Annotated in this window: 11 protein-coding genes; 3 read left to right on the forward strand and 8 right to left on the reverse strand. The window is 41.5% G+C overall.

The genetic code is table 11. From position 1 onward, the window contains the following. Positions 1–160 precede the first annotated feature (160 nt). The 6 genes from VEI_RS09730 to aroF form a co-directional block, all read right to left on the reverse strand. Positions 161–1,396, reverse strand: a complete 1,236-nt coding sequence (locus VEI_RS09730; protein WP_059364723.1) for a shikimate kinase — start codon at positions 1,394–1,396, stop codon at positions 161–163. A gap of 123 nt (positions 1,397–1,519) precedes the next feature. Continuing rightward, positions 1,520–2,659 carry a bifunctional chorismate mutase/prephenate dehydratase gene (locus tag VEI_RS09735; RefSeq protein WP_059364726.1) on the reverse strand — a complete coding sequence of 380 codons (1,140 nt, stop codon included), beginning with the start codon at positions 2,657–2,659 and terminating at the stop codon, positions 1,520–1,522. Next, positions 2,646–3,740 (reverse strand): chorismate synthase, encoded by a 1,095-nt coding sequence (aroC, locus tag VEI_RS09740; RefSeq protein WP_059364730.1) that lies wholly within the window; start codon positions 3,738–3,740, stop codon positions 2,646–2,648. The genes VEI_RS09735 and aroC overlap by 14 nt, the downstream gene beginning before the upstream one ends. Before the next feature lie 75 nt (positions 3,741–3,815). Further along, entirely contained in the window at positions 3,816–5,084 is a 1,269-nt protein-coding gene (aroA, locus tag VEI_RS09745) for a 3-phosphoshikimate 1-carboxyvinyltransferase (RefSeq protein ID WP_059364733.1), read from the reverse strand. A gap of 10 nt (positions 5,085–5,094) precedes the next feature. Next, positions 5,095–6,147: a 3-dehydroquinate synthase gene (gene aroB, locus VEI_RS09750; protein WP_059364737.1), complete on the reverse strand. Its 1,053-nt coding sequence runs from the start codon at positions 6,145–6,147 to the stop codon at positions 5,095–5,097. 74 nt (positions 6,148–6,221) lie between these two features. Further along, complete coding sequence (gene aroF / locus VEI_RS09755) at positions 6,222–7,235, reverse strand: 3-deoxy-7-phosphoheptulonate synthase (protein WP_059364741.1); 1,014 nt, start codon at positions 7,233–7,235, stop codon at positions 6,222–6,224. A 478-nt stretch (positions 7,236–7,713) separates the two neighbouring features. Here aroF and VEI_RS09760 point away from each other — a divergent pair, with 478 nt between their 5' ends. Both VEI_RS09760 and VEI_RS09765 read left to right on the forward strand, forming a co-directional pair. Continuing rightward, on the forward strand, positions 7,714–8,130 hold the full coding sequence (locus VEI_RS09760) for a GNAT family N-acetyltransferase (protein WP_059364743.1): 417 nt from the start codon (positions 7,714–7,716) through the stop codon (positions 8,128–8,130). A gap of 80 nt (positions 8,131–8,210) precedes the next feature. Beyond that, a complete protein-coding gene (locus VEI_RS09765) occupies positions 8,211–8,669 on the forward strand; it encodes a DIP1984 family protein (RefSeq protein WP_059364746.1) in 459 nt (152 codons plus the stop codon). A gap of 272 nt (positions 8,670–8,941) precedes the next feature. Here the strand turns inward: VEI_RS09765 and VEI_RS09770 are convergent, their stop codons facing one another. After that, positions 8,942–9,970, reverse strand: a complete 1,029-nt coding sequence (locus VEI_RS09770) for a ribonucleotide-diphosphate reductase subunit beta (protein ID WP_005375612.1) — start codon at positions 9,968–9,970, stop codon at positions 8,942–8,944. A gap of 40 nt (positions 9,971–10,010) precedes the next feature. Next, complete coding sequence (locus VEI_RS09775; RefSeq protein WP_059364748.1) at positions 10,011–12,293, reverse strand: ribonucleoside-diphosphate reductase subunit alpha; 2,283 nt, start codon at positions 12,291–12,293, stop codon at positions 10,011–10,013. A gap of 306 nt (positions 12,294–12,599) precedes the next feature. On the opposite strand from VEI_RS09775, the gene VEI_RS09780 reads away from it, so the two are divergent. Next, positions 12,600–13,115: a flavodoxin family protein gene (locus VEI_RS09780; RefSeq protein ID WP_059364752.1), complete on the forward strand. Its 516-nt coding sequence runs from the start codon at positions 12,600–12,602 to the stop codon at positions 13,113–13,115. Positions 13,116–13,128 lie beyond the last annotated feature (13 nt).

The raw sequence follows: 13,128 nt of genomic DNA on the forward strand, positions 1-13,128 counted from the left end.
TAGGATTTTACAAATCTAATTTTCTTGGTATTTCTTATATTTTAAAGGGACTGCAACTAGAATGCGGTAAAACCGCATTCTGTTACAGCCCCTTGGTGCTATATCTATGAAGTTAAGATATGAGTTTTAGTTTTATCTAGAAATACAGATGAATAATTTTTTAGAGTAAATTAGTTTCGAAGTCTTCTAGAATAGCCGCTACTGTTTCTGGTGTATTGCGATGGTGTTCCACGATGGATTGTGCAAAGCTTTCATACATTGGTGTACGAATTTCTTCGAGTTCGCGTAAGCGTTCGATACCACCACTAGAGAGAACCCGACCGGATGTAGATAAGTTTTCTATAGGTTGGGTTAATTGGTAGATACGACCATTTTGGCGTAAGTGTGCGTAGTTTTTAGGCACTGTTACACAGCCGCCACCAGTGGAGATAACAAGACCTGTTTGAGTGCCCAGTTTCGCAATCATTTCCGCTTCTTTTTCACGGAATGCTGGTTCCCCTTGTTCTGTAATGTATGTGGAAATGTCTCCAATTTCTTTTTCTAACTCATGATCCACGTCAATGCAGGTACGGCCCATTTCTTCACCGAGCGCTTTACCGACTGTAGTTTTTCCTACGCCAGGCATGCCGATGAGGATAATGTTTTCCTTTTCACGGCGCATATCTCGTAAGATTTGCTCAATTTCCTTTGTGCCAAAGCTTTCACCTTGGAAATGGTTAGCAGCCTCAACGCCTTGAGCCACGAGGAATGGCAAGCCATCACAATGAGGAATCTCCATCATTTCTGCTTGTAACAACAAAATCGTACGGCGTGGATTATAGATGAGGTCTACAACGCCTTCTAGCTTGGAGAATTGCGTAATATCGATGAGGTTAGCTGGATTATGAGGATACATACCGATAGGTGTGCAGTTAATAATAATCTGTGCTGTTTCGTAGTAATTAGGCGCATCACCATAGAATGGTGCCGTCTTACGAGAGAGGTGAATTATGTTCTTAGCTCCTAAGTCTTCAAGAGCTACGTGAACGGTAGCGGAGGAAGCGCCATCGCCAAGGATAATACATTCCTTGCCAGATACATCAATGCCAGCATGTTGTAGAGTAAACACAAAACCATCGTAGTCAGTATTATAGCCGTGCCATTTACCATCTTTGCGAACCATCGTATTCACACAACCGATGCGTTCTGCACGAGGGTCTACTACATCACAAGCTTCAAGGGCATTTACCTTGTAAGGGATAGTGATATTGATACCTTGTAATTCTGGATCAGCGAAGAACTCTTGTAGTTGGCTCGGTTCGCGCTCAAATAATTCGTAATTTGTATTCCCTAGTGCACTGTGAATGCGAGGGGAGAAGCTATGGCCTAACGTACGGCCAAGTAAACCAAATTTCATAGGACCTCCTAGGTCAATATACATAGAATGGCTAATAGGCTGGTACCTATTAGCCATTGGAGTTTTATAACTATATTCATTGTACTATATATGCCCTGATAGGGACTAGTAGGGATGAATATATTAGTTTTCAGGATAATTACCGAGTAAGCGGAACTTATCTTGTGATGTATGAAGCTCTGCTAGAACAGATAATACCTTTGGATCTGCTAAGGATGCTTCTAAATCGAGGTAGAACAAAAACTCAAAGTTATGGCCTACGATAGGGCGAGACTCGAGTTTGGTAAGATTTACGCCGATGTTTGCAAACTTGGTAAGTAATGTACCAAGACCACCTGGAGCATGGCTTGCTGTAGTTACCACAGAGATTTTATTAGCCCCTGGGTACACATGGAAGTCCTTGCTGATGCAGATAAAGCGCGTATAGTTGTTATCGCTATTTTGGATATTGCGCATCAATGGAGACAAATTATACAAGTCTGCACATTGCGGTGCTGCAATAGCTGCTACGCCAGGGTCATCACTAGCCGCTACGAGCTGTGCTGCACGAGCCGTGTTATCGAAGGAGCGCAATTCTACACCATCTAATTTCTCTAGGAAGTGGCTGCATTGGCCCAACGCTTGAGGGTGGGAGATGATAGTGTGAATATCCTCTAGTTTTGTGCCTTTTTTTACGAGTAAATCGTGAGAAATCCATAGGCGAGTACCGCGTACGATATAGCATTTACGATCTTCTAGAAGGTCATACACTTCTTTTACAGAACCATTGGAGCTGTTTTCGATAGGTAATACGCCGAATTGACATTCTCCAGACTCAACAGCGTCGAACACGGCACGGAATCCTGTTACATAGTGAATTTGGCTGAGGGGCAATAATTTATCACATGCCACTTGCGCATTGCTGCCGAATACGCCAGCACAAGCTACGCTGCCACGTTGTGGAGGCAAAGTAGGGGACTGCTCAATGGCTTTTTTCATTTTTACTGTGAACTCATTATCTTGGAATAATTGTTCAGACTGGTACGTACGGCTCAAGCTAAATAATGCTTCGAAGAAACGACGCGCGTATAGGTCGAGGTCTGGGCCTGCATCTCGAGTTACTTTGTCGAGGATATCTCGTTCCCGTTTGGCATCGTAAATAGCCTTGTTCATTTCTTTCTTTGCCGCCGCAACGTCCTTGGAGAGTTCCATGCGCTCTTTGAAGAGGGCGAGCATTTGGTCGTTTATATCGTTAATCTTAACGCGTACTTCATCTAAGTTCATGGTCAATATCTCCTAAGAAATCAAGAATAACGAGGGCTGTTACAGCTTCGATAACAGGTACTGCACGAAGCGCTACACATGGGTCGTGACGACCTTGGATTGTGAGCAATGTGTCCTCTTTTTGTGAAAGTGACACAGAATGTTGTTCTTTATAAATGGATGGTGTTGGCTTGATGCCCACTTGCATAACGAGTGGTAAACCATTGGTAATACCACCTTGAATACCACCGCTATTATTCGTTGTCGTTGTAATCTTGTCGCCGTCCATGGTGAAAGCATCATTCACTTCGGAACCAAGTTGTGTACACATATCAAAGCCACCGCCAAAGGATACGCCTTTAATGGCGGGTACCCCAAAGATTACGCGAGCTAAGCGGTTTTCGATACCATCAAAGTTTGGGTTGCCAAGGCCAATTGGTAGACCTGTAGCAACGACTTCAACGATACCACCTGTAGAGTCCCCATCTTTTTTGAGGTCCATAACAAGGGTTTCTACTTCGCTACGTTTTTGTGGATCAACCATAGCAATTGGCTCTGTAGCGATACTAGCTAATGCTTTCATATCTGGGTGAACCATGTTGATAGGAGCATCTTGAATCGTTCCCACTTGTTTTAAATGGCCGTGAATTTCAATGCCTTTTTCACGTAATAGTTGTAGAGCGATGCCACCAGCTACGCAAAGCGGAGCTGTAAGGCGCGCTGAAAAATGGCCGCCACCGCGCATATCTACCTTATCACCGTAGCGTATACGAGCTGTAAAATCTGCATGAGATGGGCGAGGGATATCGCGTAAGTTGTTATAATCGCTAGAGTGTTGCGATGTGTTGCGGATCATAAATGCCAATGGAGAACCACTGAGCATGCCGTCCACCAAACCTGCTAAAAATTCAGGTGTATCGGCTTCCTTACGCTGTGTTGTTAATTGATTTTGCCCTGGCGCACGGCGCTTTAAAAAGGCTTTTAACTCATCGATATCGATGGTATGTCCACAAGGTAGACCTTCAACAATACCGCCGATAGCGTATCCATGAGAGGCGCCAAAGGTAGATACCTGTATGGTTTTACCGAAATTAGATGCCATTATATTAACTCCTACTATATAGTACTTACGACTATTATTGTTATGTATCTAATCACACCAGATAAGATTAGAAATCTATACCGGTTGTGCATTACCGCCTAGTAAATTCCAGTCCTCAAAGAAGTGTGGATAGGATTTTGTGATAGCTTCGCTATCTTTTAACGTAACAGGGTTTTCACTGATGAGGGCCATCAATGTGCCTGCCATAACGAGGCGGTGGTCATTTACGCAATCGCCATGTCCACCTTTAAGTATACCACTACCGATGATGTATAGGTCATCACCATCTTCACGCACTGTACCGCCTAAGTCTCTTACGAGATTAGCAACAGCTATGAGACGATCGGATTCTTTTAAGCGTAGGCGAGCACCCTTAATAAAGGAACTTTCACCAGAAATAGAGCAGGCGAGGGCTGCCATAACTGGCAACATGTCAGGCATTTGCTCAAGGTCGGCGTGAATTGGTGTGTTACCGCGGCCAGACACGGTAATATTCATGCCGTCCCATGTTACAGTGCATCCTGCAGATTCGATAACTTGCATGATGCGGCGGTCCGCTTGCACAGAATTCTTGTTCATACCAGTAATAGTAATTGGTTTGCCTGTCATAGCGGCAGCGACCATCCAAATCGCTGTATTAGACCAATCGCCTTCGATTTGGTAATTATCACGGCCGATAAAGGATGCACCAAATGGGACTGTGAAAGCCTCGTTGATGTTTGTATCAGGTAACGTATGCTCTACCTCCACGCCAAAATCACGCATAGTTTCCGTCGTTAATGTTACATAATCACTAGATTGTAGTGGGGTAGTAGCCGTGATAGTAGATAGGCCGATTTGAGGGGCTGCCAACAATAATCCAGAGAAGAATTGGCTACTTACATCACCTACCATGGAGAAATTACCGCCTTGGAGACGACCTGTCATAGTAAATGGCGGTTTATCTTGGGAGAATGTTACACCATGCGCTTTCATTTCGCTTAGCATAGGTTCGAGAGGACGATCTGGTAAACGACCTTTGGCATCTACGTCTACATCGTTACAGATGGATGCAGCTACAGGTAATAAGAGACGTAATGTAGTGCCTGATTCGTGAGGTACTACATTGCCCTTTGCTGGGACAGGACCTGGTGTAACTGTGACAACTCTATTTTCATATACTACGTGAGCACCTAAGCCTCGCAAGGATTCCATAGTAGCATCGATGTCTTTAGAGGTACGGCTTAGTAGTATAGTAGATGGAGAATTAGCCAGGGCTGCACAAATTAATGCGCGATGTGCATGAGCCTTTGCGGGGATGGACGCGATAGTCCCCGTAGGGATGGCGTTCGTTACAGAATGCATATAAATCTCCTTATTCTAAATAGGTTGCAAGCTCTTCGTGTGTTACCACCTTGAGTTCGCTGTGGCCATAGCTAGCAGGAACTACAATTTTAATGGTAGCCCCTTCGCTTTTTTTATCGTGTTTAGCAGCTGCTAAAATTTCTTCTTTTGTTATAGTCGTAGTGGTTGGCAAATCGTGTGCTTCGATGAGGACCTTTAATTTGTCTAACGCCTCTGCATCTAATTCTCCATGTTTGACAGCACCTTGCGCCATAAGGACCATGCCAATCGCTACGGCGTAGCCATGGTGGACTTCAAAGTGGCTCGCCTTTTCAATACCATGACCAAAGGTATGACCGAGGTTTAAGAGGGCACGAACACCAGATTCACGTTCGTCTTGCTCTACGATATCCGCCTTTGCTTGAACACAACGAGCGATAACTGCACTAACGCTATCACGATGCTTTATTAATGGCTTATGTTCGAGTTGGGTTAATAACCCTGGTACATCGAGGAAACCATATTTAATAATTTCTCCGCATCCATTTTTCCACTCCATGTCTGGCAAGGTGTTAAGTGTTGTAGGATCACAGAGGACAAGGAGAGGTTGTTTGAAAGCACCCCACAGGTTTTTACCTGCTTCTAGATTGACCGCAGTTTTACCGCCTACAGAGGAGTCTACTGCGGCTAATAGGGATGTAGGAACCTGTACATAGTCGATACCACGTAGGTATGTAGCTGCTGCAAAACCGGCCATATCACCTACTACACCGCCCCCAAGGGCAATGAGCAGGTCTTTACGAGTTAATGATTGAGCTGCCATGTATTCCACTAAATCAATGAGTTGGTGGGCGTTTTTGGAGCTTTCACCAGCAGTAAAGACATAGTCGCATACGCTATAGCCTGCATTAATCATATTAGTTTTTACTAAGTTTAAATAATGCGGGGCCACATTGCTATCGCTGACGATAATAACAGAACAATTTGGTTTTAGTGGTTTAATATAATCGGCAATGCGTTGTAAAGAGCCAGCCTCGATGACAACATCGTAAGGTGTGGATGCGTTAATGTGGATGCGAGTCATAACGATTCCTTTCTTAAAAGAATAAGCTAGTATCTATTATAACGGATACTAGCTTATTTGTGTGATCTTTAAGATTATTTAGTGCATTCAACCAATGCTTGGCGTAATGCGCGAACTTCTTTCATAAGGCTAGTGAATTGGTCTGGTCGTAATGCTTGAGGGCCGTCGCACAATGCTTTGGATGGATCGTTGTGAACTTCGATCATAAGGCCGTCTGCACCACCGCCTACAGATGCAAGAGAAAGTGGACGAACCATGCGGCTCATACCGGCAGCATGGCTAGGGTCCATGATGATTGGCAAGTGAGATAATTCGTGCATCATAGGGATTGCTGTTACATCTAAGGTATTGCGAGTTTTAGTTTCGAATGTGCGGATACCGCGTTCGCATAATACAACTTGTTCATTGCCTTCGGACATGATGTATTCAGCAGCCATCAACCATTCTTCGTATGTGGCAGACAAACCACGTTTTAATAATATAGGTTTATTCATCTTGCCCACTTCTTTTAAAAGCGTGAAATTTTGCATATTACGAGCGCCGATTTGAAGCATATCTACATTATCGAAGTATTGTAGTTGAGAAATATCCATTACTTCAGAAACGATAGGAAGACCTGTTTCTTTCTTAGCAAGTTCTAATAATTCCAAACCTTCTGGGCCCATGCCTTGGAAGGAGTATGGGGAAGTACGAGGTTTGAAAGCACCGCCACGAAGGATAGTAGCACCTGCTTCTTTACAAGCTATAGCTGTTTCGATTACTTGTTCAGGTGTTTCTACGGAGCAAGGACCTGCCATTACTGCGAAGTGACCGCCACCGATCAATGCACCACCTACGTTGATTACAGAATCATCTGGATGGAATTTACGGTTTGCTTTTTTGTATGGTTCTTGGATGCGAGTTACTTTATCTACGAAATCAAGGGATTCGATTTGACGAGCATCAAGAGATGCAGTATCGCCGATAAGACCTAAAATGTTGTAGCGAGTACCTTCTACTGGGTGGATGATGATGCCTTTTGCCTCTAATTCACTGCGTAAACGAGATACCTCTGCTTCTGCTGCGTTTTGTTTTAATGTAATGATCATGATAAATCCTCCTTGTAAACTACAGTGAATAGTAGGGCTCACCATACGGGATAGCAAACAAAAAAGGGCTACCCGTAGTCTAATACGGGTAGCCCTTTTACTATTCTAAGCAACTAATAATGACTAAATCTTAATTAGCGTACCACAAATAGTTCCTTACCCGTACGTTGGATAAAGAACCAATAAAAGTATTGTTTTGTAGCTGAGCTAATTTGGTTAGTCATCTTTGGTTGCTCCTTTCTAAAAATTATGGGTATAGTATAAACCCAAATGATAAAATTATGCAATACCTAAAAATAAATTTCATGGAAGTTTTAAAATATTTTGGCTGTGGGAATTAATAAAATTTAAGATATATGTTGGGATTAAGCGTGTTTTTGATATAATAAACATAAGAAGTTTTTAGTGTTTATAGTATGTTTCGTAATACGCTGGAATCGATTTTTATAAATATACTTATTCTGCGAAAGGGTTACCTATGATTATTCAAATCTTAGATCATATAACTGATGAAATAAAACAAATTCGTATCGATGTGTTTATGAAGGAACAAGGTTTTGAAGACGAGTTCGATGAAATCGATGAAACTGCAAAATTTGTGCTCTTATCTATAGATGGTAAAGCAGCTGGCACGTGTCGATATTTTCCCAGTGATGTAGCTGGCGATGCCCATATTGGCCGTATGGCGGTACGTAAGCTGTATCGTGGACAACATTTGGGATCAAAAATAATGATGGCTGCAGAGAATGCTATTCGCCGTGATGGATTTAAAACTTGTTCCTTATCAGCACAAGTACAGGCAAAACCATTCTATGAACCCCTTGGCTATAAAGCGGAAGGAGATGTATATCTTGATGAAGGCTGTCCACATATTTTGATGAGGAAGATTTTATAAGCCGTTGTATAATAAGAATAAGCAGATAAGTAGCGTTAAATAATTTGATGTGCATATTTTTTGTTATGAGGTGAGCATCTATGAAATTAGCAGAAGCATTACAAGAACGAGCTGATCTAAACAAGAAAATTAGTGATTTGCAAGGTCGTTTAAATCAAAATAGTTTAGTACAAGAAGGGGAAATACCTAATGAAAACCCTAACGTATTGATGCAAGAACTAGAAGCGGCAATTGCAAGACTTCAACAACTCATTAAAGATATTAATCTTACTAACTGTGCAACTATTGTTGAAGGGCGCTCTTTAACGCAAATTATAGCAGAGAAAGAAGGAGCTATTATGCGACTTTCTGCATATCGTGCCTTAGCAGATAGTGCGAGTGCGATTAATTATCGTGCTCGTGGATCGGAAATCAAAATGATAGCAACTGTAAATGTTAGTGAATTACAAAAAACGGCAGATACAATATCTAAGGAGATTCGTACATTAGATAATTTACTACAGTCAACCAATTGGACCGTTGATTTAATAGAGTATTAAGTGTAAGTTGGTAATCAAGATAGGGTGGACATAAAGCCGCGATTGCTTAATTCGCATGAAAATATTCCACATTACATTTATGGGGCAGTGAGGAACTTATTGCGTAGGCCCTTATGGCGTATAAATGTATTGTTACTTTTTATAATGTATTACCATGTGTCAACTGTTTTGATGAGGGTGGCGTTGGGGCATATTAAAAGGAGCATTTCACTAGAGAATGTGAAATGCTCCCTTTTTATATTATTAAATTGCTATAAGAAAACTAATTATTCTTATTCTAAATCATCAAAATCAAAGGCTGCTGCTTTTGTATAGTTTGTAACTTTTGCTTCGAAGAAGTCAGTTTTTGTGCTATTCAAGTTGGAGAAGCTTTCGATCCATTCCATTGGATTGTCCTTGATCTCAGGGTATAGATGAGGCAAGCCGATTGCTTCTAAGCGGATGTTGGCAAGGTATTTGATGTAGCGTTCAATAAGAACGTTGTTAAGGCCGAGGATTTTATCATCAGTGATGTATTGACCCCAAGCGATTTCGTTTTCTGCACCTTGGCGAATCATGTCAGTGATTTTCGCTTCCAGTTCAGGCGTGAACAAGTCAGGGCGTTCACGACGTAACTCGCGGATGATGTTTTGGAACAATACAAGATGAGTTACTTCGTCGCGGTTGATGTATTTGAAAATAGTGGATGTAGCTGTCATTTTACCTTGGCGTGCCAATGTGTAGAAGAAGCTAAAACCAGAGTAGAAGTAAATACCTTCTAAGATATAGTTGGCAATAATTGTGTGGATAAGGTTTGCTTCGCTAGGATCATCACTGAAACGTTGGTATGCATCGGCGATGAATCGATTACGTTCAAGTAATGTTTTATCTGTACGCCATTCATCATAAATTTTGTCACGTGTAATAGGATTTGTTACAGTGTCCAAAATGTAGGAATAACTTTGAGCGTGAATTTCTTCTTGGAATGCTTGGATATTCAATAAAGATGCCACTTCAGATGCTGTAATATAACGGCTCAAGTTAGGCAAGTTTTCAGATTGAATAGAATCAAGGAAGTTCAAGAATGCAATAATTTTGTCGAATGCACGGCGTTCGTAATCTGTTAAGTATGGGAATTGCTTAACGTCTTCGTTCAAGGAAATCTCTTCAGGAATCCAGAAGTTGTTGAGCATTGTGCGGTACATTTGGTTCGCCCAGTCGTACTTGATACGGTTCCATTCGCGAAGGTTTGTGGTGTTGCCACCAATCATAGATTGCGTGCCACGTTCACCGTGTTCGTTGAAAATTAGTTTTTTATCCATAGTGGACTCCTTTATATTATCTGTGAAGATTACTCTGTTTCTATGAAGAGCAGCTAGTGCACTCATCCATTTCAAGGGATTGGTTACGGATGTAGTAGATTGTTTTAATCCCTTGTTTGTATGCCTCAACGTAAAGGTCTAGAATTTCTTTTGCTTTCATTTGAGGTGTGATATACAAGTTGAAAGATTGTGCTTGGTCAATATGACGTTGACGTACGCCACAAGCTTTGATGGACCATTGTTGGTCGATTGTATGCGCTTCTTTGTAGAGCCAGAAAGTTTTATCGTTCAAATCTGGTGCAGTTTTTGGAGTGAAAGAACCTTTCTTTTCTTCGATGAAGAATTTTTTGAAGATAGGGTCGATACCAGCCGTTGTGTTCGCAATGTTGGACGTAGAACCTGTAGGAGCTACGGCCATCAAGTAACCATTGCGGATGCCGTATTTAGCAACGTCTGCAGCCAATTGTTTCCAACGATCGGATGTGTAGCCACGACGCGTGAAGTATTCACCCGTTTCCCATTCGGAACCTTTGAACGCTGGGTATGCACCTTTTTCTTTTGCTAATTCCATGGAAGCTTTGATAGCATAGTACGCGATGTTTTCGAACAATTTGTCCGCTACTTCGATATGTTCATCAGATTCCCATTGGATATCGTGGTTTACGAGGTAGTGATGGTAACCGGACGTACCAAGACCAATAGCGCGGTATTTATCAGACGTCATACGAGACTCTGGTACTGGCGCTTGGTTAATGGAAATAACATTGTCTAGCATGCGAATTTGAAGGGCAATGTTTTCTTCTAACTCTTCGTCAGTAATACGGCCAAGGCTGATGGAATTCAAGTTACATGTAACCATGTCGCCTGTATTTGTTTTTGTAGTGATAGTACCGTCTTCGTTGATAATTTCTTCAGCAAGGTTTGTGAAGCCAACGTTTTGTGCGATTTCGTGGCACAAATTGGATGCGTAAATCATACCAGCATGTTTGTTAGGGTTTGCAGCGTTTACAGTGTCGCGGAAGAAGATGAATGGTGTACCAGTTTCAACAGCAGAGCGCATGATTTTTTTCATCATGTCTAGTGCTGGCACTTCGATGCCGTGTAAGTTCGAATCTTGTTCACATTCAAGGTAACGTTTTGTAAACTCTTTGTTATCGTCTGTGTCGTAGAAGTCCTCTAGAGCATAGCCTTTTACAGCCAAGATTTCATGAGGGTCAAAGAGGGTGAAGTTTTCACGGCCGATCATGCGTTCCATGAAGATGTTTGGAACAGAGATAGCAGGGAAGATATCGTGTGCTTTACGACGGTCGTCACCATTGTTTGTACGAAGCTCTACGAATTCGTAGAAGTCTTTGTGCCAAATATCGAGTGTTACTGTAGCGCCGCCTTTACGTTTGCCTAATTGGTCAACTGCAACAGCTGTATCATTGTACAAGCGAATCCAAGGGATAACACCACCAGAGGAGTTTTTGAAACCGCGGATATCGGAGTTCAATGCACGAACTTTACCAAGGTAGATACCAAGAGCACCACCGTGTTTAGATACGCGGGAGAACTTGCTGTTTACGTCGTAAATGGACCATAAATTATCATCTACACCAGAGATAAAGCAAGAGGACAACTGATGGAATGGTGTACCTGCATTTGCCAATGTAGGTGTAGCTGTTGTCATTTTTAACTGGCTCATCAAATCGTAGAATTTTTTGGCGTATTCTACTTTGTTTTTGCCTTCTACTAATGCCAAGTGCATTGCTATAGCCATAAAGCGTTCTTGTGGCAATTCAAAGATTTCTTTATTAAAGCCTTTTACCAAGTAACGGTCAGCTAATAATTTAAGACCTTCGTAGTTGAAGAGATAGTCTCGTTTAGGTTTAATGTAATCGCCTAACTCTTGCAATTCATCAGCTGTATATTCAGTAGCGAAGAAGTCAGCGTATTTTTTCTCTTCTACAAGCATGTGTACAAGATTTGGGAAGTTGCCATAGCCGAACGCTTTATAGCGACGAGTGATAGCTGCTTCTTTATAGAGGTCGAACAAGAATAGACGAGCTGCTACGAATTGCCAATCTTGGTTCATTTTATTAACTTGGTTGCCAAAACCGTCGTCTTTTTTAGAGATAACCTTTTCGATAGCTGTTTGTACTAAAGTTTTTTGAATTTCTTTAGTTGTCATGCCATCAACGAATTGTAACTTCGCATCCATTTCCAATTCTAGTGGATCACAAGAATCTAACCCCAAACAAGCGAAGGCAATCATACGTTTCGTTTTTTCAACAGACAACGGCTCGAAATGGCCATCCCGCTTCTTGATCATAATCTCCATTATGGTTCCCCTTACATCATAAATTTATCTGAAAATGATATATAAGATTAGCGTGAAGAATATAAAAATTCTTTAAGCTAAATCTAATCAGAAAAACAAGAAAACTACAATATATGGTAGTTTTCTTATTTATTAAATACATTATGTAATGATTATAGCGAAAAAAATCTATATATTCAATATTGACTTTTTTAAATTTATCAATGCGGTTAGATTAAATTTATCGATGTAGTTTGTGATTAATTTTATTATGGATAGATACTATATGATTTATAATAAATATAGCTTTACAATAGGAGGTTAACTATGAAATCTATCGTTATATATTCATCCCTTACGGGAAATACTAAACAAGTGGCAGAGGCTATTACTAGCGTATTGCCAGTAGATACACTTTGCGTATCTATGAAAGAGTTACCACCCGATGTATCATCCTATGATCTTGTATTTGCAGGATTTTGGGTGGATAAAGGGACCGCTAATAAGGAGGCCCGTGATGTACTAGGCACATTGCATAACCCTCACATTGCTCTGTTTGCAACAGCTGGCGTACCACCGCAAATGGCACATGCTAAGGAGAGCTTAATCAATGCAGCAAATTGTTTACCCGATGGCGTAGAGCCTGTAGGAACCTTCATCTGCCAAGGTAAGGTAGATCCTAAGGTTATCGAAATGATGTACAAGATGTTCCCGAAAGGGCATAGCCACGGTCAATCTGCTGATCGCGATGCACGTCACAAACAAGCTGCAGTACACCCAAATGAAGACGATTTTAAAGCAGCCCAAGACTTTGCTAAAGATATCCTTACAAAGCTTGGATAATAATAAGAGCAGT

The organism is Veillonella tobetsuensis (assembly GCF_001078375.1).
Classification (GTDB): Bacteria; Bacillota; Negativicutes; order Veillonellales; family Veillonellaceae; genus Veillonella; species Veillonella tobetsuensis.